The sequence below is a fragment of the Streptomyces mexicanus genome, assembly GCF_902506575.1.
Classification (GTDB): domain Bacteria; phylum Actinomycetota; class Actinomycetes; order Streptomycetales; family Streptomycetaceae; genus Streptomyces; species Streptomyces mexicanus.
In genome coordinates this window covers 5,968,517-5,988,042 of the sequence record NZ_LR732544.1, presented here as the reverse complement: position 1 = coordinate 5,988,042, position 19,526 = coordinate 5,968,517, and the positions used below count along the sequence as shown (strand labels likewise).

The following is a 19,526-nucleotide window of genomic DNA, read 5'->3' as shown; positions in this document are numbered from 1 at the left end:
CCCCCCCCCCCGCCCCCCCCGCCCCCCCCGCGGGTCCTCCCCCCCCCCCCCCCCCCCCGGGGCCCCCCGCCCCCCCCCCCCCGGAGGGACCCGGGGATTCCCCCCCGCGGGGCGCGCGGAAAGGCGCCGCCCCCCCCAGGCGGGGGGGGGTGGGGTCGGGGGCCCCGGCGGGAACCCCCCCCCGCCACTGGAACCACCGCGACGCCCACCGCACCCGCGTCACCGAGGACTCCACCCGCGTCGCCTTCGTCCTGGAGACCCTGCCGCCGCTCGCGACGGCGGCGTCCTCAAGGCCGCGGCGGAGGAACTGCTCGGCCTGCTCGCCCCGCACGCCGAGCGGACACACGTGTGCTACCTCAGCGCCGCCCAGCCCCACGCCGACGCCTGAGCCCCGCCGCCCACTCCCCCCGGTGGCGGCATCCGGTCCGCCGGGCAGCCGGTCCGCCGGCCGACGGTCCCCCGCCGGGCGGCGCTGGCTATGCTGCGACGAAGCGTTCAGCGAAGCGCTCAAACGCACAGCGGGCAGTGAGGGGGCCATCAGCATGCGCGAACCGGTCGGGCTCAGGCGGCAGCGGATCCTCGCCGCGGTGCGGTCCCGGGGTGCGGTCCGGGTCAGTGATCTCGCCGCGGAGCTGGCGGTGTCGGTGGTGACCGTGCGGCGCGACGTGGAGGAACTGGCCCGCGAGGGCAAGCTGCGCCGGGGCCACGGCGTGGCCCGGCCGGTGCTGCCGGAGACCGCGCCGGACGCCGAGCCCGCGCCCCGCGCGGCCGACGGCGGTCCGGTCGCCGTCGTGGTGCCCGAGCGCCACGCGTATCTCTACGAGGCGCTGCACGGCGCGCGCACCGCGCTGGAGGAGGCCGGGATCCGTATCGCGCTGCACATCGCGCCCGCCGTGCCCGGGGCCGAACGCCCCCTGGTGGAGCGGGCGTTGGCGGACGGCGCGCGCGGCCTGCTGATCGCGCCGCGCTGGCGAGCGCCGGCCACGGAGGAGGCGGACTACGCCTGGCTGTCGCGCCTGGACGTGCCCACGGTGGTGATGGAGCGCAGGCCGCGGCGCGGCAGCGCGCTGCACACCGTGGACACCGTCTGCACGGACCACTGGTACGGCGTCCATCTCGCCGTCGAGCACCTGACGGAGCTGGGCCATCGCCGCATCGTGCTGGCCGCGCGCGACGACAGCCCCACGGCGCGCGCCGTCCGTGCCGCGTTCACCGACATCGCGGCCGACCACCCGGACGTGGACAAGTGGGCGGTGGTGCTCAGTTCGCCCGACGCGACACCCGACCCGGTGGCCGAGAGCGCGGCGGGGCCGATCGCCCTGCACACACTGATGGCCGAGTCGGGGGCGACAGCGGCGGTACTGCACGGCGACGTCGACGCCCTGATGCTCGTGCAGTCGCTGCGCGACCACGGTGTGCGGGTGCCGGAGGACTGTTCCGTGGTCGCCTACGACGACGTGGTCGCGGCCCTGGGCAGTACCCCGCTGACCGCCGTGTCCCCGCCGAAGGCCGAGGTCGGGCGTGCGGCGGCGGAACTGCTGCTGCGCCGGCTGGACCCGCGGGATCCCGAGGCTGCCCGCGCGCCGGTGCGGAGGGTGGAGCTGCTGCCGACGCTGAAGGTCCGCGGGTCCACGGCACCGCTCGCTCCGTGAACGGGGCTCACCACCGCCTGCGCCCCCGCCCCTTGCCCTTCCTTACCCCCTTCATGCTGCCCGCGCCTCCACCTGCCCACCCCTTCTCCCGCACCCGAATGAGCGTTTGACCGTTTCGATTTTCTTCTGATCGATCTATTGACCTGTTCCGTACAGCCGATCAGTATTCCCGTGACTCGAACACGCAGGAGCCGCGGGAGGCGCCCATGCCTGGTCGACACAGTCGTCGATCCGTGCTCGCCGCGATCACCGCGCTGCCGCTGACGGGCGCCCTGGGCGCCTGCAGCGGGAACGGCAGCGCGTCCACCCGATCCGGGAGCAGCAGCAAGTCCGGCACCAAGGGCACGACCACCATCACGTTCTGGTCCGCGCTGCGCGGCAGCCAGCAGGTGGTGGACGAGTTCAACAAGACACACGATCACATCCAGGTGGACTTCGAGCAGGTACCCTCCGGCACCCAGGGCGGGTACCTGAAGCTGAGTAACGCCGCCCGCGCGGGCAACGCCCCCGACGTCGCCACCATCGAGTACCCCCAGCTGCCGGGCTTCGCGATCGACGGCGTCGTCCGCGACATCACCTCGATGATCGGCGACGACCTGCGGGCGAAGCTGCTGCCGCAGTCGCTGGGCCAGACGACGTTCGGCCGGCGCACGTACAGCGTGCCGCTCGACGTCGAGCCCATGGTGCTGCACTACCGCAAGGACCTGTTCGACAGGTTCGGCTTCGAGGTGCCCACCACCTGGGACGAGTACGCGGAGCTGGCCCGCGCGGTGCGCCGCACGGGCGGCGGCCGCCGGATCGCCATCTTCCCCACCGACGGCATGTCACAGATGGCCGCCTGGTGCTGGCAGGCCGGAGCGCAGTGGTTCGACCTCTCCCGGGGCGCCTGGAACGTCTCCCTGGCGGACGCCCCCAGCCGGAAGGTGGCCGCGTACTGGCAGCGGCTCATCGACGAGGACCTCGTGTACTGCAACTCCTCCACCGCCCGCGTCTACGACGCGCAGGTCGCGGGCGGCCTGGTGCTCACCCGGCTGAGCGGGGCCTGGGACGCGGGCGCGCAGATGAAGGCGCACCCGGAGCAGAAGGGCGCCTGGCGCATCGCCCCGCTCCCCCAGTGGACGCCCGGCAAACCCGCCCTCGGCACGCACGGCGGCTCGACGTTCGCCGTCACCAAGGACAGCAAGCACCCGGAAGCGGCCATGGAGTTCATCGCGTGGCAGGTCGCGCACCCCGACGCGCTCAGGGCCCGGCTGTCCAGCGGCGCGAGCAGCCAGTACCCGGCCGCCACCGGGCTCGTGCCCGTGGGGCGCGCCGCGTTCGACCGCGCGTACTACGGCGGGCAGGACATCTACCGGCTGTTCGAGGAGGAGGCCCGCAAGATCCGCGACGGCTGGGTGTGGGGGCCGCGCATGACCGCCACCGGCTTCGTCATGCAGGACGCGTTCGCCCGTGCCGGAGCCGGCTCCGGCACGCTCCTGTCCGCCCTGCGCACCGCGCAGGACGGCACGATGCCCGATCTCAAGGCGCTGGGCCTGAGCACCACCCCAGCACTCGACGTGAACGCCCGCACGCTGACAGGCAGGTGACCCCATGACCGCGACCACCCACGCCGTGTCGGCGCAGGCAGCGCCGCCGCAGGCGGCGGACCGCGTCCGGCGCGCGGCACGGCGCTCGGCCGAGCGCCGCCGCAACGCCGCCGCCGGCGTGTTGATGACACCGTTCTTCCTCCTTCTCGCCCTCGTCTTCCTGGTCCCCGTCGGCACGGCGGTGTGGCTGAGTTTCTTCAGCGCCGACGAGCCCGGTCTCGGGTTCGGGCCGGAGCGCACCGTGTTCGTGGGGCTGCGCTCGTACGCCGCCGTCGTCACGGACCCGACGTTCCTGTCCGGGCTGGGCACGGTCGCGCTGTACTGCGTGATCTACATCCCGCTGATGGTGATCGGCTCCCTGGCGCTCGCGCTGCTGCTGGACTCCGGTGTCGTCCGGCTGCGCTCCTGGGCCCAGTTGGGGCTGTTCCTGCCGCACGCGGTGCCTGGCATCATCGCCGCCCTGATCTGGCTGTACCTGTACACGCCCGGCATCAGCCCGGTCATCGAGGCGCTCGGCAAGGCCGACATCACGGTGGACTTCCTCGGCCTGCACACCACGCTGCCGTCGATCGTGAACATCGCCCTGTGGAGCAACCTGGGCTACAACATGGTCGTCTTCTACGCGGCGCTGCAGGCCGTGCCCCGGGAGGTGCTGGAGGCGTCCGTGGTCGACGGCGCGGGACCGGTGCGCACCGCGCTGCAGGTCAAGGCGCCGCTGGTGCGTTCCTCCATCGTCATGGTCGCGATGTTCACGCTGATCTGGGCCCTGCAGCTGTTCACCGAGCCGATGCTGCTGCACCAGTCCTCGCAGATGATCAACACCCGGTTCTCGCCGAGCATGTACATCTACGACGCGGCCTTCAGCCGCAACAACTACTCCCTCGCGGCCGCCGCGTCGGTGATCCTGCTCGTCATCACCATCGCCGTCTCCTACGGGGTCACCCGCTGGACCGACCGCGTCGACTCGGTGAAGGAGAACGCCCGATGAGCACCACGCACTCCACCGCGCTGCGCCCGCGGCTGCTGGGCCGGGCCACCGTCAACGCCGTCGTCGCGATCTGCGTGCTGTACACGCTGCTGCCGGTGCTGTGGCTGCTGCTGGCCGCGACGAAGTCCCGCGACGCCCTGTTCGGCAGCAGCATCCTGTCCTTCAGCGACTTCTCCCTCGTGAGCAATGTCAAGGACCTGTTCGCGATGGACGGCGGACTGTACGCACGCTGGTACGGCAACAGCCTGCTGTACGCCGTGCTGGGCGCGGCGCTCGGCGCGCTGATCAGCGTGGCCTGCGGGTACGCCTTCGACAAGTACGACTTCCGGCACAAGGAGAAGCTGTTCGGCCTGGTGCTGGCGGCCGTGATGGTGCCGCAGACGGTGCTCGCGCTGCCGCTGTACCTCATCGCCTCCGAGACGGGTGCGGTGAACACCTTCTGGTCGGTGTTCGTCCCTGTGCTGTTCAACCCGTTCGGCGTGTACCTGGGCCGGATCTTCGCCCAAGGGTATGTGCCCAACGAGGTCCTGGAGGCGGCGCGGGTGGACGGCGCCGGCGAACTCACCACCTACCTGCGGGTGTCGCTGCGGATGCTGGGCCCGGGCCTGGTCACGGTGTTCCTCTTCCAGCTGACCGCGATCTGGAACAACTTCTTCCTGCCGATGGTGATGCTCTCCGACCAGCACCTGTATCCGGTGAGCCTGGGCCTGTACCAGTGGAACAGCCAGGCGTCCGTCTCCCCCGAGTACTACCCGGTGGTGATCACCGGCTCGCTCCTGGCGGTGCTCCCCCTGATCCTCGCCTTCGTCCTCCTGCAACGGTTCTGGCGGTCCGGTCTGACGGCGGGGGCGGTCAAGTGAGCAAGCCCCGTACGGCACTGGCCATGTCGCCGGCGGCGGCCGCCGCCGTCTTCACCCCGCCCTCGCTGGCCGCGCTCGCGCGCGTGTGCGACCTGGCCCCGCTGCCGGTTCTCGACGACCTGACGACCGCACGCGCGCGGGGCGTCCTCGCCGACGTCGAGGTGCTGGTGACCTGCTGGGGGTGTCCGCGGCTGGACGCCGACGTCCTCGCGGCGGCGCCGCGGCTGAAGGCCGTGGTGCACGCGGCCGGTTCGGTGCGCGGGCACGTCACCGACGCCTGCTGGGAGCGCGGCATCCAGGTGTCGTCCGCCGCGGCGGCCAACGCGCTGCCGGTCGCCGAGTACACGCTCGGCATGATCCTGCTGCACGGAAAGCACGTACTGGAGCGGGCCCGCGCCTACCGGCAGGCCCGCCGCCGCGACGACTGGCTGAGCACCTCCCACGAAGTGGGCAACTACCGCCGCACGGTGGGCATCCTGTCGGCTTCCCTGGTCGGCCGGCGCGTGATGGAGTTGCTGCGCCCCTTCGACTACGAGGTGCTGCTGCACGACCCGTACGTCAGCCGGGCGGAGGCCGCCGACCTGGGGGCGGCGTGGGTGGACCTGCCCGGGCTCTTCGCCCGCAGTGACCTGGTCAGCGTCCACACCCCGCTGCTGCCCGCCACCCGTGGACTGGTCAGCCGCGACCTGCTGGCCGCGATGCGGCCCGGTGCCGTGCTGATCAACACCTCGCGCGGCGCGGTCGTCGACCAGGACGCGCTCACCGACGTGGTCCGCGCCGGCCGCATCCGGGCGGTGCTCGACGTGACGGACCCCGAAGTGCTGCCCGCCGACCACCCGTTGTGGGACTGCCCGAACGCCCTGATCACCCCGCACCTGGCCGGTTCCCAGGGCAGTGAGTGGCAGCGGCTCGCCGACACGGCCGTCGCCGAGGTGGCCCGGTGGGCCGCGGGCGACGGCTTCGCCCATCCCGTACGACGCGAAAGGCTGGCCTTCCTGGCATGAGCATCCCCTTCGAACTCCCCGCCGAGAACCGCGAGCTGAGCCCGTACACCGGCTGCGCCCGGGCGCACTGGGAGGCCGTGGCCGACGGTCTGCTCGGCGCCGCGTGGCGCTGGGCCACCCCCGGTGGCGCCCTGCTCGATCTGCCGGGCCGCCCCTCCCGCTCCGGGGTCCGCTCCGACGGCCTGGAGGGCTACGCCCGGACGTTCCTGGCGGCCGGGTTCCGCGTCGCGGGCGCCGACGGCAAGGACCCGCACGGCTGGCTGGAGCGGTACGCGTCCGGTCTGGCGGCGGGCACCCGCACCCCGGGCCGGGACGACGCCGAGTCCTGGCCGCTGATCCTCGACCACGGCGTGCAGGGCCAGCCGATGGTGGAGTCGGCCTCGGTGGCGCTCGGCCTGTCGCTGACCCGGCCGTGGCTGTGGGACCGGCTCGACGGCGACGTGCAGGACCGGGCCGAGGCGTGGCTGCGCGGCGCCCTCACGCACACCCCCGCGCCGAACAACTGGTGCCTCTTCCCGTTCATGGTGGCCTCCTTCCTCACGTCCGTCGGCCGCGGCGACGCGGCCACGGAGCGGGCCGTGGAGCGGGCGCTGGAGCTGATGGAGACGTGGTACCGGGGCGACGGCTGGTACGCGGACGGCGACGGGCGGGCCTTCGACCACTACAACGGCTGGGCCCTGCACCTGTATCCGATGCTCCACGCCCACCTGTCCGGCGACACGGCGCTGTCGGACCGGTTCGGGCCGCGGCTGCGCGAGCACCTGGAGGGCTACGCGCTGCTCTTCGGCGCCGACGGGGCACCGATCCACTTCGGGCGCTCGCTGACCTACCGGTTCGCGGCTGCGGCGGCGATCGGGGTAGGAGCCGTCACCGGTCACACGCCGCTGGCCCCGGGCACCTCGCGCCGCCTGATCAGCGGGAGCCTGCGCTACTTCCTGGACCGGGGCGCGGTCACGGACGACGGACTGCTCAGCCTGGGCTGGCACGGCCCGCACGCCGCCACCCTGCAGCCGTACTCCGGCCCCGCCTCCCCCTACTGGGCGTCGAAGGCCTTCGTGGCGCTGCTGGCACCGGAGGACCACCCGCTGTGGATGGCGACCGAGGAGCCGGCGCCCAGCGAGGGCCCCGACCGGGTGCTCGCGCTGCCCGCGCCCGGGCTGCTCGTGCAGTCCACCCGGGCCGACGGGATCGTGCGCCTGCACAATCACGGCAGCGACCACGTGCGGCCGCACGAGGGCGAGTCCGCGGCGCACGACGACCCGCTGTACGGGCGCCAGGCGTACTCCACGCACACCGGGCCCACCTCGCGGGCCAACGTCGCGGACAACCACCTGTCGGTGGAGATCGGCGGCGTGCCCAGCGTGCGGCGGCGCATCCACCCGCTGGGCGCGGGGCAGGGCGACGGCTGGGGCTGGGCGGCGTCCTGGCACCGGCCGGTGTTCGTCTCCGGGCCGCCGATGGTGCCGGGGCTGCGCGTGGAGAGCGTGACCGTGGCGCGCGGGCGCCACGAGCTGCGGATCCACCGGGTCGTCGGGGCCCCGCACGGGGCACGGGTCACGCTCACCGGCTGGGCCACGGACACGCTGCCCTCCGAGCTGGTGGGGCTGTACGGCTGGGGCGGGACGGAACGGGTGCGCGCGCCCGAGGGCACGGCGTACGAGCCGTGGGTGCGGGTCCCCCGGCTGGCGGCGGACGTCCGGGGCACGGCCGTGTTCGCCGCGCTGGCCGCCTTGGGCGCGGACGCCGGCGCCCCGCCGCCCGCCGAGGCCGTCGCCGAAGTGGCCCTGGACGGCGAGGCCTTGCGCGTGCGCTGGGCGGACGGCCCGCAGACCGTGGTGGCCTTCGCACCCGTGCGCGTCACGACGCGGTAGGGCCACGGCGGGGACACGGAGGGCTTTGCGGGGTACGCGTACCAGGGTGACCCGGGCGGGCGGTGCCCGGGCGCCCGGGCACGCAGAACGTGTCCGCCGCCGTCGGTTCCCCGGGAAGGGGCAAAAGCGTATGTGGCAGCCGTGCGTGCTCTTGAAGTACGGAGAGCTGATGCTGAAGGGCCGCAACCGAGGCCGGTTCGAGAATCTGCTGATCCGCAACGCACGCCGCGCCCTGAGCGAACTGCCCCACCCGGTCCGCGTCCGGCGGCGCCGTGGACTGCTGCTGCTGTCCGCGCCCGACCACCCCGAGTTGCAGACGGAGCTGGTCGCCCGCGCCCGGCAGCTGATCGGGGTCAGTGTCGTGCAGCCCGCGATCCGGGTGGACCGCACGCCCGAGGCGGCCGTCGACGCCGCGCTGCGGCTGGCACGCCGGGCACGCCCCGCGGCGACGGCGGCCTTCGCGGTGCGGGCGCGCCGCCGCCACAAGGACTTCCCGATGACCTCTTCGCAGCTCCAGGCGCACCTCGGGGACCGGATCCACGCCGCACTGGGCTGGCCCGTGGATCTCACCGCACCCGAGGTGGAGATCGCGGTCGAGGTGGACCTGCACGAGATCTTCGTCTCCGTGGAGCGGTACCGCGGGCTGGACGGTCTGCCGGTGGGCAGCAGCGGCCGTGCGCTGGCCCTGCTCTCCGGCGGCTACGACTCGCCGGTGGCCGCCTTCCGTCTCATGCGCCGCGGGCTGGCCTGCGACTTCGTGCACTTCACGGGCGCCCCGCTGACCGGGCCGGCCTCCGCGTACAAGGCGTACGCCCTGGCCCGCCGCCTCGCCCGGTTCCAAGGCGAGACGCGGTTGTGGCTCGTCCCGCTGGGCCAGGCGCAGCGGGAGCTGGCCCTGGCCGGAGCCGGCGCCCTGCAGATCGTCGCCCAGCGGCGGCTGATGCTGCGCGTCGCCGACCGGATCGCCCGCGGGCACGGCGCGCACGCGCTGGTCACCGGGGACAGTCTGGGGCAGGTCTCCAGCCAGACCCTGTCCAACCTGGGCACGGTGGAGCGGGCCGCCGAGCTGCCCGTACTGCGGCCGCTGCGGGCCTGGGGCAAGGAGGAGATCATGGCAGAGGCCGGGCGGCTGGGCACCGCCGAGATCTCACGCCTGCCGGACGAGGACTGCTGCAGCCTGCTCCTGCCCCGCTCGGTGGCCACGCGCACCACCCCGGCCCAGCTCGACGGCTTCGAGCGGCGCCTGGACCTGGACGACACGGTCGAGGCCCTGCTGGCCAAGGCACAGTGCCTGCCGGTGTGCGCCGGCGCAGGCGAGGACGCCGACGTGCCCTCGCGCCGGGCCGCCTCCTGATCACCGAGAAGGTGCGCCGGGTCCGCGATCAGGCGACGCTGCCGCAGATCCGTTCCGCGTCGGCGGCCGCCCGGGCTGCGCCGGCCGGGTCACCGCGCCGCCCGGATTCGGGTCACAGCGGCTGGAGCCGGGCGTGCAGGAGGCAGAACTCGTTGCCTTCGGGGTCGGCCAGGACATGCCAGTTCTCGGTGCCGCTCTGGCCGACGTCGGCGAGCCTGGCGCCGAGCGCGAGCAGCCGCTCCAGCTCGGCGTCCTGGTCGCGGTCGGTGGCGTTGACGTCGATGTGCAGGCGGAGCTTCCCGGGCCGCGGGTCGGTGGTGGGGCTGATGACGAGGGTGGGCTGCGGGCCGCCGAAGCCGGTGCCGGGCGGCCCGATCTCGATGCTGCCGTCGTCCTCCCGGCCGAGTTCGACGTAGCCGAGGACCTCGCTCCAGAACGCGGCGAGCCGCTCGGGATCCGTGGCGTCGAGGACCAGCTCACTGATGCGGCATGCCATGCCGGTCAGTGTACGGGAACGCACGCCGGATGATCACCTGTCAAAGCCCGTACCGTCCGCGGTACTTCACCGGATTCGCCGGACCGCTGTCCCCCGACGGTCTACGGTACGGAAGACGCGGTGCCGCGGCGCCGCGGTCCGTACGAGGAAGGATGCCGTCCTTGTCATCGCCCTGTGATCCCCAGCATGCTCCCGCCGGTGACGTGAGCGCGGCGCTCATGCTGATCGACTCCCGGCTCAAGGCCGTCTACGACGGCAGGACCGAGGCCGACCCCGTCGAGCAGGAGTTGGTCGGCCAGTTCGCCGCGTCCCTCGGTCCCCAGGGCATCGACGACGTGCTGGACGGCGTGTGCACCCTCATCTTCATGTTCATGCAGTGGCTGCGGATGGCCTACGAGGACCACGACGAGGACGTCATCGCCGGCGTGGTGCCCAACCTCGTGGCGGCGATGCGCATGATGCCCAAGAGCGTCCGCCCCGAGGCCATCCCCACCATGGCCGGCCTGCTCGTCGCCGCGGGCACCGGCCTGAGCCCCAGCCTGTGGCGCCGGCAGTACGGGTACTGGACCGAGCCGGAGCTGACCGCCCTGGAGGCCACCGCCTTCCTCCTCGCGGAACACATCAACCGGATCACCGACGACCACGCCTTCGCCACCCGCATGATCGCCGCGGCGCTGTCCACGACGGAGGAAGAGCGCGGCTGAGGACCCGCGACGGGCCGTGCCGGTGCGCGCTCCTGCCGACCGGCGCGACGAGGGACGGCAGCGGCGTTCCGTACCCTGGCGGCATGCGGATGCGCCCTACCCTGAGCTGGACCCCTGGCGAGGACCTGCCGCCGGGCACCACCGATCTGCGACCGGTCGCCGAGGCGTTGCGCGCCGGCGGTGTGCTGGTGCTCAGCGGGGCCGGCATCTCCACGGAGTCCGGCATCCCCGACTACCGGGGCGAGGGCGGCAGCCTGAGCCGGCACACCCCGATGACCTACCAGGAGTTCGTCGCCGACGCGCAGGCCCGGCGCCGGTACTGGGCGCGAAGCCACCTGGGCTGGCGCACCTTCGGCCGCGCCCGCCCCAACGCCGGGCACCGGGCCGTGGCCGCCTACGGGCGGCACGGGCTGCTCTCGGGGGTGATCACCCAGAACGTCGACGGCCTGCACCAGGCAGCCGGCAGCCAGGACGTGGTGGAACTCCACGGAAGCCTGGAGCGTGTCGTCTGCCTGTCCTGCGGCGCCCTCAGCCCGCGCCGTGACCTCGCCCGCCGGCTGGAGGAGGCCAATGCGGGCTTCGCGCCGGTGGCCGCCGGGATCAACCCGGACGGCGACGCCGACCTCACCGACGAACAGGTCGGGGACTTCCAGGTGGTGCCCTGCGCGCGCTGCGGCGGCGTCCTCAAACCGGACGTGGTGTTCTTCGGCGAGGCCGTTCCGCCGCGACGGGTCGAGCACTGCCGGGAGCTGGTCCGTGAGGCGACCTCGCTGCTGGTCCTGGGATCCTCGCTGACCGTGATGTCCGGTCTGCGGTTCGTCCGCCAGGCCGCCGAGGCGGGCAAGCAGGTGCTGATCGTCAACCGGGACCCGACCCGGGGCGACCGGTACGCCGCCGCCCGGGTCGCGCTGCCGCTGGGCGCGGCCCTCACCACCGTGGCCGAAGTGCTGGGTATCTCCGGACCGTAAGGTTCTCCAAGATCAGGAAACCGGGCCGGAGGCCCAGCGGTGCGGCAGAGAGGCGACATGACCGATCACAGGCTCGACATCATCGGTCGCGAAATACTGAGACTGGACGCGGAACTCGAGCGCGACCCGACCATGGGCAAGCACCGGCGCGCGGAGATACGAACCCGCCGCCACGCCCTGGCCTGGGCCCTGCACACGGTGCTCACCGGGGACCCCAGCCGGCCCTCCGGGGCCGAGGTCGAGGCGTTCCTGACGGCCCTCGGGGCCGTCGACGCACCCAAGGCGGCCGGCGTCCGGTGACGACCGGTCCGCGCGTGCTCCTGCCCTGACGCGTCTTCGCACGGCAGGCCCGCCGGCCGGGCGAACGCCCGACTGCGCACCGATGACCGGCTCCGGGGTGGGTGACCGGCCCCCCGGGTGGGCGGCCGACCGGCCCCGGCGGTCGGGCGGGCCGGACAACGCTCATGCGACGTTCCCCGCCCGGACAGATCCACGTTGACGCGGGGCACGTACAGCCGGGCGAGAACGCTGACATGCGTGTCGTCATCGTCACCGAATCCTTCCCGCCCGATGTGAACGGCGTGGCCCACTGCGCCGTCCAGACCGCCCGGCACCTGGCGCGGCGCGGTCACGACTGCGTGGTCGTCGCCCCGTCCACCACGGCGGGCGGCGAGCCCGATCCCGCCGTCCCGTGCCCCCTCGTCCCGCTCGTCCGCGTTCCCTCCCTTCCGCTTCCCGGCTATCCGCAGGTGCGCCTGGCCCTGCCCGGCCGGCGCGTGGCCGCGGTGATCGCCGAGCACCGCGCCGACCTCGTCCACCTGGCCAGTCCCTTCGTGCTGGGCGCCCGCGGCATGGCCGCCGCCGCCCGGCTCGGTGTCCCGGCCGTCGCGGTGTACCAGACCGATCTCGCCGGCTACGCGCGCACGTACGTGGGCGCCGGAGAGTCGGCCGCATGGCGGCGGATACGCGCCGTGCACGGCGCGGCCGACCTCACGCTGGCCCCGTCCCGCGCCGCCGTGCGGGATCTGCGGGACCACGGGGTGCCCCGGGTGGCGCTGTGGCCGCGGGGCGTGGACACCACCCGGTTCCGGCCCGCGCTGCGTGACGAGGCGCTGCGCCGCCGCCTCGCACCGCACGGCGAACTGCTCGTCGGCTACGTGGGGCGGCTCGCGCCCGAGAAACAGGTCGAGCTGCTGTCCGGGGTGTGCCGGCTGGAGGGGGTGCGTGTGGTGGTCGTCGGGGACGGGCCCAGCCGGGCCGGTCTGCGCCGCGCGCTGCCGGGAGCGGTCTTCCTCGGCCGTCGTACGGGGGACGACCTGGCCCGGATCTTCGCCTCGCTGGACCTCTTCGTGCACACCGGCCCGTACGAGACGTTCTGCCAGACCGTGCAGGAGGCCATGGCGAGCGGGGTGCCCGTCGTCGCGCCCGCCATCGGGGGCCCGCTGGACCTGGTCGCCCACGGCCGGACGGGCCTGCTGGTGCCGCCGCGCGACGCCGACGCCGTGCGGGACGCGGTCTGGTCGCTGGCCGCCGATCCCGCGCTGCGGGCCGCCTACGGCGCGGCCGGGCGCGCGGCCGTCGAAGGCCGCACCTGGGCGGCGGTGGGCGACCGGCTGATCGGGCACTACCGCGAGGTGCTCGCCGCGCGCAGGGCGGTGCGCGCGGCATGAGCGGGCTGCGGATCGTACGGCTCGCCAACTTCGTCGCGCCCGCCTCGGGCGGTCTGCGCACCGCGCTGCGCGAGCTGGGCAAGGGCTACCGGGCGGCCGGACACGAGCCGGTCCTGGTCCATCCCGGTCCGCGCGCCGAGGACCGGGAGACGGAGCAGGGCCGGGTCATCACCCTTCCCGGGCCGCCGCTGCCGGGCAGCGGCGGCTACCGTCTGCTGACGGACAGGCGGCGCCTGGCCAGGCTGCTGGCCGAATTGGAGCCGGACCGGCTGGAGGTCTCCGACCGGACCACGCTGCGCTGGACCGGGGCCTGGGCGCGGCGTGCCCGGGTGCCGTCCGTCATGGTCTCCCACGAGCGCCTCGACGGCGTCCTGCGCAGCTGGGGGCTGCCCGAGCGCACGGCCCGGCGCACGGCCGACGCGCTCAACCTCCGCACGGCCCGCTCCTTCGCCCGGGTGGTGTGCACCACGGACTTCGCCGCACGGGAGTTCGCCCGCCTCGGGGTGCGCAACGTCGTCCGGGCGCCGCTCGGCGTCGATCCGGCGGCCAGGCACCCGGGCCTGCGGGACGCACGGCTGCGGGCCCGGTACGCCGCCGAGGACGAGACCCTGCTGCTGCTGTGCTCCCGCCTGTCCGTGGAAAAACGCCCCGGAACCGCGCTGGACGCGCTCGAGGTCCTGCGGCGGCGCGGGCTGCGGGCGGTCCTGGTGGTCGCGGGAGACGGTCCGCTGCGGTCCCGTCTGCGGCAGCGGGCCCGGGCCCGGGGACTGCCGGTGACCTTCCTGGGGCACGTCGACGATCCGGCCCTGCTGGGGGCGCTGCAGGCGAGCGCCGACGTGTGCCTGGCGCCCGGCCCCGTGGAGACCTTCGGCCTCGCGGCGCTGGAGGCGCTGGCCTGCGGCACGCCGGTGGTGGCCAGTGCCGCGTCCGCGCTGCCGGAGGTGATCGGCCCGGCCGGCGCGGTGGCCGCCGACCACGGGGAGGCCTTCGCGGACGCGGTGCGGCGGGTCCTCGCCCGCCCCGCGGCGCAGCGGCGGCGGACGGCACGGCGCCGCGCGGAGACCCACGGCTGGGCGGCGGCGGTCGACGCCTTCCTGGCCGCGCACGGCGCCACGGGGCTCGTGCGGCCCGGTGTGCCGGGGGACGTCGCGTGCCTGCCAGGGGGCGTGTCGTGAGCGGCGTGCGGTTCGTGGCGCTGGGCGACTCGCTGACCGAGGGCGTCGGCGACCCCGTCCCCGGCGGATGGCGTGGCTGGGCCGCCCTGCTCGCCCCCTCACTGGCCGAGCAGCAGGTGCAGTTCACCAATCTGGCGCGCAGTGGCGCGCAGACACGTGAGGTGCTGGAGCGGCAGCTGGACGTGGGCCTGGCCCTGCGGCCCGACGTCGTGTCCGTCGTGGTGGGCGTCAACGACACGCTGCGCCGTACGTTCGACGTGCGCGCCGTCGCCGCCCGCCTCGACACCGTGTACGCCGCGTGCGCGGCGCACGGCGCTCTGGTGCTGACCGCGTGTCTGCCCGATCCCGGCCGGCTGCTCGGGCTGCCGGGTGCGCTGGCGCGTCCACTGGGGCGGCGGCAGCGGGCGGTGAACGACGTGGTGCACGCCTTGTCCGACCGGCACGGCGCGGTGCACGTGCACGCCTGCTCGGGCGACTGGCTGTCGGACCGGGCGCTGTGGAGCGCGGACCGGCTGCATCCCGGGGAGCGGGGGCACCGCCTGCTGGCCCGGTGCTTCCACACGGCACTCGCCGCGCGCGGCGCGGCCACGGGCCCCGCCCCCTCGCCCGAGATCCGGGTGGGTGCGGGGGCCCCCGCCGCCTCCCGACGGGCGCTGAGCCGCCCCCGGCGCCCGGGGCGCCGCCCCGGGCGCGGGGCGGCGTGCGGGCTCAGTGGCCGCTGACCGCGTGCGGGGTGTAGGGCTGTTCCAGCTGCTCGATCTCCTTGTCGGTGAGCCGCAGTTCGAGGGCCGCCACGGCGTCCTGAAGGTGGCCCGGCTTGGACGCGCCGACGATCGGTGCCGTCACCGTGTCCTGGTGCAGCAACCAGGCGACGGCCACCTGGGCGCGCGGGACACCGCGCTCCTCGGCGATGCGGGAGACCGCCTCGACGATGACGCGGTCGCTGTCGGGGTAGAGCCGGCTGCCGAACTCGTCCGTGGTGCTGCGGCCGGTGGCCGTGCCCCAGTCGCGGGTGAGCCGGCCGCGCGCCAGCGGGCTCCAGGGCAGCACGCCGACCCGCTGGTCCGCGCACAGCGGCAGCATCTCGCGCTCCTCCTCACGGTAGAGGAGGTTGTAGTGGTTCTGCATGGACACGAACCGGGTCCAGCCGCCCAGCTGCGCGGTGTACTGCGCCTTGGCGAACTGCCAGGCGTACATGGAGCTCGCCCCGATGTAGCGCGCCTTGCCGGCCTTGACGACGTCGTGCAGCGCCTCCATCGTCTCCTCGATCGGCGTGTGCGGGTCCCAGCGGTGGATCTGGTACAGGTCGACGTAGTCCGTGCCCAGGCGGCGCAGGCTGTGGTCGATCTCGGTCATGATCGCCTTGCGGGACAGGCCGCCGCCGTTGGGTCCGGGCCGCATCCGGCCGTGCACCTTGGTCGCGAGCACGATCTCGTCGCGGCGGGCGAAGTCGCGCAGCGCCCGCCCGACGATCTCCTCGCTGGTGCCGTCGGGGTAGACGTTGGCCGTGTCGAAGAAGGTGATCCCCGCCTCCCGTGCCTGCCGGGTCAGCGGCCGGGGGGCCTCCTCGTCGAGGGTCCACTCGTGCGGACCGCGGTCGGGGACCCCGTAGGTCATGCAGCCCAGACAGATCCGCGACACGTCCAGGCCGGTCGAACCGAGCTTCACGTACTGCATCGTTGCTGCTCCTGCCTTGCGGGTGGTTGCCCGGCAGAGCGTATGCCGTTTCCGATCTTGGCGGGGGCCGTGCCGCATGCCGGACGGCCCGCGGTTCCGGCCGCGGGCCGGTCCCGGACCCGTTCGAACCCGCCTCGGACCGCCTCGGACCTGGCTCGGACCCGCCTCGGACCGCCTCGGACCTGGCTCGGACCCGCCTCGGACCGCCCGCGGGCCGCCGGCGGCTCAGTCCGAGGGCGGTTCCGCGGCCGGGGTCGGTGCCAGGGCCGGTGCCAGAGCGTCCACCCGCTGCCGCGCCGCGTCGAGCGACCGGGCCGCCTGCTCCTCCAGGCCGGCGAGGTGCGGCAGGACGTCGACGCGGGTCAGTTCCGCGGCGATGAGGTGCAGATGCTGCGGTGCGACGCCCAGCCTGCCGAAGTCCGCCTTCAGGTACGGCGTCTGGAAGTCACAGGCCGCGCGCGGCGTGCCGGGCCCGTACCCGCCGCCACGGGCCATGACCGCGACCACGCGGGTCTCGCGCAGCAGGCTCTCCCCCGTGTCCGGATCGGTGAACGCGCCGGGGAACGTCACCCGGTCGATCCACGCCTTCAGCGCGGCGGGCACCGAGAAGTTGTACATCGGGACGCCGAGCAGCACGGTGTGCGCCGAGCGCAGCTCCTCGATCAGGGGCAGCGTCAGCTCCCACTCGCGCCGCTCGGCGGGTCCGTCGAGCAGCGCCGGAACCTTCTCCGGGGGCACGAACCCCTCGCGCTCCACGCGGCGTCCCAGGGCGGTGTACGCCGCGGTCAGCGGCGGCACCGGGTCGGTGGCCAGGTCGCGGTGGCGGTAGCGGGCCGTGCCGCGGTGGGCGGCGCGCCAGACGGTGACGAAACGGTCGGTGAGCCGGCGGCTCACCGAGTCGGCGGTCGGGTCGGCACTGGAGTCGATGTGCAGCAGCATCGGGAGGTCACCTCGTCCGTGGGGGATGCGTCAGGAGGGTGACGGAGCACGACGCGGAAAGGTGACCCATGGGTGTCATGGCGGGCGACGAGGAGCTGGCCCGGCGGTTCGAGGAGCGGCGCGGCCGGCTGCGGGCGGTGGCGTACCGGATGCTGGGCTCGCTCGGCGAGGCGGAGGACGCCGTGCAGGAGACGTGGCTGCGGCTGAGCCGCACGGGGGCCGACGGCATCGACGACCTGTCCGCCTGGCTGACCACCGTCGTCTCCCGGATCTGCCTGGACATGCTGCGCTCCCGGGCCGCCCGGCGGGAGGACCCCTACGGGCACGAGGTGCCGCAGCGGCCGGACGACCGCGCCGGGGCCGCGCCCGAGGAGGAGGCGCCGCTCGCGGACGCGGTGGGGGTGGCGCTGCTGGTCGTCCTGGACACGCTCAGCCCGCTGGAACGGGTGGCGTTCGTGCTGCACGACCTGTTCGCGGTGCCCTTCGACCGGGTCGCCGCCGTCCTGGACCGCTCGCAGCCGGCGGCGAAGAAGCTCGCCAGCCGGGCCCGGCACAAGGTGCGCGGCGTGCCGGGCGCGCCGGAGCCGGACCTGGCCCGGCAGCGCGCGGTCGTCGAGGCGTTCCTCGCCGCCGCGCGCGGCGGGGACCTGGCCGCGCTGCTGGACGTGCTCGCCCCCGACGTCGTGCGCCGGGCCGATCCGGCCGTGCTGCCGCCCGGGGTCCCGGCCGAGCTGCGCGGCGCCCGGGCCGTGGCCCGGGGCACGGTCGCGCTGCGCGGGCGCGCCCGCTTCGCCGCGCCCGCGCTGGTCGACGGCCGGGTCGGCGCGGTCGTGGCGCCGCACGGCCGGCTGCTGTGCGTGCTGCGGATCGGCGTGCGGGACGGCCGTGTCCGGTCCTACGAGGTGATCGCCGCACCGGAGCGGCTGCGGCGCCTGCGCCTGGCCGTGCTGGACACGCCGACCGGCCCCGGCCGCGCGGAGGACCGTGCCTGAACCGCGCAGGGCCATGCCTGAACGGCGCAGGGCCGTGCATGAACCACGCAGGGCCACGCCTGAACCACACAGGACCGCGCCTGAACCGCGCAGGGCCGTGCCTGAAGAAGGCACCCCCGGCGCGGTTCGGGCCCGGAGCCGTCGTCCGGCGGCGCGCTACCGGGCCGCCGGTGTCACCGTGATCGCGCCGACGGGGCAGGCCCGGGCCGCCTCGCGGACCAGGGGGCCGTCGTCGTCCTCGTGCCCGGGCAGCAGGGCGCTGAAGCCGTCGTCGTCCTGGGTGAACACCTGCGGGGCGGCCAGCGCGCACTGGCCCGCGCCGATGCAGAGGTCCTTGTCGATGTCGATGTGCATGGCGGCAGCCTCTTACCAGGTCACGGGGAGTTCCAGCATCCCCTGGATGGTGTCTCCGGGTTTGAAGGGGATCTCCTCGGGCTCGGCGGCCAGCCGGAGCGTGGGCAACCGGTCGAACAGCGTGCCGAGGGCGATCTCCAGCTCGGTGCGGGCGAGGTTCTGGCCCAGGCACTGATGGATGCCGAAGCCGAAGGCGACGTGGTGGCGGGCCGGGCGGTGGAAGTCGAGGGTGTCGGGGTCCGCGTAGACGTCCTCGTCGCGGTTGATGACGGAGGTGGAGAACAGCACGCCGTCGCCGGCCCGGATTGTGGTGCCCTCCACCTCGATGTCCTCGGTGGCCAGCCGCAGCAGCCCGTCCGCGATGGACAGCATCCGCATCAGCTCCTCCACGGCGGCCGGCAGCAGCGCGGGGTCGGCGCGCAGCTCGGCGAGCCGGTCGGGGTGCTGCAGCAGCGTGTAGGTGCCCAGGGAGATCATGTTGGCGGTCGTCTCGTGCCCGGCGACGAGCAGGATGACGGCCAGCGCGATCAGGTCGGCGCGGTCGATCTCGCCGTCGCGCAGTTGCCCGCGCACCAGGTCGTCCAGTACGCCCTCGCCCGTCTCCCCCTTCTGCTTGCGGTCGATGAGGTCCCCGAGGTACGCCTCCAGGCGGTCGCGGGCGGCCTGGGTGTCGGCGGCGGTCGGGCCGCGCAGCAGCCGCCGGGACTCCGCCTCGAAGAACTCGTGGTCGGCGTAGGGCACGCCGAGCAGCGCGCAGATCACCATCGACGGCACGGGCAGCGCGAAGGAGGCGACGAGTTCGGCGGGCGGCCCCTGGGCGATCATCGTGTCCAGCAGGCCGTCGACGATGCGCTGGATGTCGGGCCGCAGCGCGGTGGCGCGCTTGAGGGTGAAGCTGGGCACCAGCATGCGCCGCTGGGTGCGGTGCTCGGGGTCGTCGAGGCCGAGCAGGGCCGTCCTGCGGTCGCGCACGGCGGCGAAGCGCGGGGTGGTCACCGGGAAGCCGTCGTGGGTGCGGTCGCTGGACAGGCGCGGGTCGGCGAGCAGGGCGCGGGCCGCGGCGTGTCCGGTGACGATCCAGGTGGGCCGGCCGTCGTAGAGGGTGACGCGGGTGAGCGGGCGGGCGGCGCGCAGGGCGTCGTAGCCGGTGGGCGGGTGGTAGGGGCAGCTGCGGTCCTGCGGGAAGGCGACCGGCTCGGCCGGTGCGGTGGTCCCGGCGGGGGCGCTGGTCCCGGT

Annotated in this window: 18 protein-coding genes and 2 pseudogenes (1 of these 20 cut by a window edge); 15 read left to right on the top strand and 5 right to left on the bottom strand. The window is 74.5% G+C overall.

The features are described from left to right. From GV126_RS37730 to thiI, 8 genes and pseudogenes are all read left to right on the top strand, one after another. A pseudogene (locus tag GV126_RS37730) lies at nt 1–388 on the top strand (B3/B4 domain-containing protein) (it extends 469 nt beyond the left edge of the window). A gap of 154 nt (nt 389–542) precedes the next feature. Further along, nucleotides 543–1,652: a substrate-binding domain-containing protein gene (locus tag GV126_RS26750; RefSeq protein ID WP_159671600.1), complete on the top strand. Its 1,110-nt coding sequence runs from the start codon at nt 543–545 to the stop codon at nt 1,650–1,652. Nucleotides 1,653–1,858: 206 nt separating this feature from the next. Next, nucleotides 1,859–3,212: pseudogene (locus tag GV126_RS26745) on the top strand (ABC transporter substrate-binding protein). A 30-nt stretch (nt 3,213–3,242) separates the two neighbouring features. Continuing rightward, entirely contained in the window at nt 3,243–4,226 is a 984-nt protein-coding gene (locus GV126_RS26740) for a carbohydrate ABC transporter permease (protein ID WP_159671596.1), read from the top strand. Beyond that, a complete protein-coding gene (locus GV126_RS26735) occupies nt 4,223–5,086 on the top strand; it encodes a carbohydrate ABC transporter permease (RefSeq protein WP_159671594.1) in 864 nt (287 codons plus the stop codon). The genes GV126_RS26740 and GV126_RS26735 overlap by 4 nt, the downstream gene beginning before the upstream one ends. Nucleotides 5,087–5,109: 23 nt before the next feature. Then, nucleotides 5,110–6,090, top strand: coding sequence for a hydroxyacid dehydrogenase (locus GV126_RS26730; RefSeq protein ID WP_159674129.1), 981 nt, complete (start codon nt 5,110–5,112; stop codon nt 6,088–6,090). Continuing rightward, nucleotides 6,087–7,961: a DUF2264 domain-containing protein gene (locus GV126_RS26725; protein ID WP_159671592.1), complete on the top strand. Its 1,875-nt coding sequence runs from the start codon at nt 6,087–6,089 to the stop codon at nt 7,959–7,961. Before GV126_RS26730 ends, GV126_RS26725 begins: the two co-directional genes overlap by 4 nt. A 130-nt stretch (nt 7,962–8,091) precedes the next feature. After that, on the top strand, nt 8,092–9,315 hold the full coding sequence (thiI, locus tag GV126_RS26720; RefSeq protein WP_159671590.1) for a tRNA uracil 4-sulfurtransferase ThiI: 1,224 nt from the start codon (nt 8,092–8,094) through the stop codon (nt 9,313–9,315). 112 nt (nt 9,316–9,427) lie between these two features. Here thiI and GV126_RS26715 read toward each other — a convergent pair whose 3' ends face one another. Next, entirely contained in the window at nt 9,428–9,811 is a 384-nt protein-coding gene (locus GV126_RS26715; protein WP_159671588.1) for a VOC family protein, read from the bottom strand. 161 nt (nt 9,812–9,972) lie between these two features. Here GV126_RS26715 and GV126_RS26710 point away from each other — a divergent pair, with 161 nt between their 5' ends. The 6 genes from GV126_RS26710 (at nt 9,973) to GV126_RS26685 (ending at nt 15,050) form a co-directional block, all read left to right on the top strand. Beyond that, nucleotides 9,973–10,515: a hypothetical protein gene (locus GV126_RS26710; RefSeq protein ID WP_159671587.1), complete on the top strand. Its 543-nt coding sequence runs from the start codon at nt 9,973–9,975 to the stop codon at nt 10,513–10,515. Between the two features lie 83 nt (nt 10,516–10,598). Beyond that, entirely contained in the window at nt 10,599–11,483 is an 885-nt protein-coding gene (locus tag GV126_RS26705) for an NAD-dependent protein deacetylase (protein ID WP_159671585.1), read from the top strand. A 57-nt stretch (nt 11,484–11,540) separates the two neighbouring features. Further along, nucleotides 11,541–11,783, top strand: coding sequence for a hypothetical protein (locus GV126_RS26700; RefSeq protein ID WP_159671583.1), 243 nt, complete (start codon nt 11,541–11,543; stop codon nt 11,781–11,783). A 233-nt stretch (nt 11,784–12,016) separates the two neighbouring features. Then, the gene (locus GV126_RS26695) at nt 12,017–13,153 is read left to right on the top strand and encodes a glycosyltransferase family 4 protein (protein ID WP_159671581.1); all 1,137 of its coding nucleotides are present in this window, start codon (nt 12,017–12,019) and stop codon (nt 13,151–13,153) included. After that, nucleotides 13,150–14,328, top strand: a complete 1,179-nt coding sequence (locus GV126_RS26690; protein WP_159671579.1) for a glycosyltransferase — start codon at nt 13,150–13,152, stop codon at nt 14,326–14,328. The genes GV126_RS26695 and GV126_RS26690 overlap by 4 nt, the downstream gene beginning before the upstream one ends. Next, nucleotides 14,325–15,050, top strand: coding sequence for an SGNH/GDSL hydrolase family protein (locus tag GV126_RS26685; protein ID WP_159671577.1), 726 nt, complete (start codon nt 14,325–14,327; stop codon nt 15,048–15,050). Before GV126_RS26690 ends, GV126_RS26685 begins: the two co-directional genes overlap by 4 nt. Here the strand turns inward: GV126_RS26685 and GV126_RS26680 are convergent. Both GV126_RS26680 and GV126_RS26675 read right to left on the bottom strand, forming a co-directional pair. Continuing rightward, the gene (locus tag GV126_RS26680) at nt 15,037–16,005 is read right to left on the bottom strand and encodes an aldo/keto reductase (protein WP_159671575.1); all 969 of its coding nucleotides are present in this window, start codon (nt 16,003–16,005) and stop codon (nt 15,037–15,039) included. The two genes, GV126_RS26685 and GV126_RS26680, sit on opposite strands and share 14 nt — an antisense overlap. Nucleotides 16,006–16,230: 225 nt before the next feature. Then, nucleotides 16,231–16,944, bottom strand: coding sequence for an FMN-dependent NADH-azoreductase (locus GV126_RS26675; RefSeq protein ID WP_159671573.1), 714 nt, complete (start codon nt 16,942–16,944; stop codon nt 16,231–16,233). 77 nt (nt 16,945–17,021) lie between these two features. Here GV126_RS26675 and GV126_RS26670 point away from each other — a divergent pair, with 77 nt between their 5' ends. Beyond that, nucleotides 17,022–17,936, top strand: coding sequence for a sigma-70 family RNA polymerase sigma factor (locus tag GV126_RS26670; RefSeq protein ID WP_159674127.1), 915 nt, complete (start codon nt 17,022–17,024; stop codon nt 17,934–17,936). Between the two features lie 156 nt (nt 17,937–18,092). Here the strand turns inward: GV126_RS26670 and GV126_RS26665 are convergent, their stop codons facing one another. Together GV126_RS26665 and GV126_RS26660 are read right to left on the bottom strand one after the other, a co-directional pair. Then, on the bottom strand, nt 18,093–18,290 hold the full coding sequence (locus tag GV126_RS26665; RefSeq protein ID WP_159671571.1) for a ferredoxin: 198 nt from the start codon (nt 18,288–18,290) through the stop codon (nt 18,093–18,095). A gap of 12 nt (nt 18,291–18,302) precedes the next feature. Beyond that, nucleotides 18,303–19,526 (bottom strand): cytochrome P450 (locus GV126_RS26660; RefSeq protein ID WP_159671569.1); only part of this gene is annotated, 1,224 nt, incomplete at its 5' end.

Bases quoted from the DNA above. Each gene is read 5' to 3' on its own strand.
- GV126_RS26665 (WP_159671571.1), bottom strand. From the start codon at position 18,290: ATGCACATCGACATCGACAAGGACCTCTGCATCGGCGCGGGCCAGTGC.
- GV126_RS26670 (WP_159674127.1), top strand. From the start codon at position 17,022: ATGGCGGGCGACGAGGAGCTGGCCCGGCGGTTCGAGGAGCGGCGCGGC.
- thiI (WP_159671590.1), top strand. From the start codon at position 8,092: ATGTGGCAGCCGTGCGTGCTCTTGAAGTACGGAGAGCTGATGCTGAAG.
- GV126_RS26680 (WP_159671575.1), bottom strand. From the start codon at position 16,005: ATGCAGTACGTGAAGCTCGGTTCGACCGGCCTGGACGTGTCGCGGATC.
- GV126_RS26705 (WP_159671585.1), top strand. From the start codon at position 10,599: ATGCGGATGCGCCCTACCCTGAGCTGGACCCCTGGCGAGGACCTGCCG.
- GV126_RS26690 (WP_159671579.1), top strand. From the start codon at position 13,150: ATGAGCGGGCTGCGGATCGTACGGCTCGCCAACTTCGTCGCGCCCGCC.
- GV126_RS26735 (WP_159671594.1), top strand. From the start codon at position 4,223: ATGAGCACCACGCACTCCACCGCGCTGCGCCCGCGGCTGCTGGGCCGG.
- GV126_RS26695 (WP_159671581.1), top strand. From the start codon at position 12,017: ATGCGTGTCGTCATCGTCACCGAATCCTTCCCGCCCGATGTGAACGGC.
- GV126_RS26725 (WP_159671592.1), top strand. From the start codon at position 6,087: ATGAGCATCCCCTTCGAACTCCCCGCCGAGAACCGCGAGCTGAGCCCG.
- GV126_RS26750 (WP_159671600.1), top strand. From the start codon at position 543: ATGCGCGAACCGGTCGGGCTCAGGCGGCAGCGGATCCTCGCCGCGGTG.
- GV126_RS26730 (WP_159674129.1), top strand. From the start codon at position 5,110: ATGTCGCCGGCGGCGGCCGCCGCCGTCTTCACCCCGCCCTCGCTGGCC.
- GV126_RS26740 (WP_159671596.1), top strand. From the start codon at position 3,243: ATGACCGCGACCACCCACGCCGTGTCGGCGCAGGCAGCGCCGCCGCAG.
- GV126_RS26675 (WP_159671573.1), bottom strand. From the start codon at position 16,944: ATGCTGCTGCACATCGACTCCAGTGCCGACCCGACCGCCGACTCGGTG.
- GV126_RS26700 (WP_159671583.1), top strand. From the start codon at position 11,541: ATGACCGATCACAGGCTCGACATCATCGGTCGCGAAATACTGAGACTG.
- GV126_RS26715 (WP_159671588.1), bottom strand. From the start codon at position 9,811: ATGGCATGCCGCATCAGTGAGCTGGTCCTCGACGCCACGGATCCCGAG.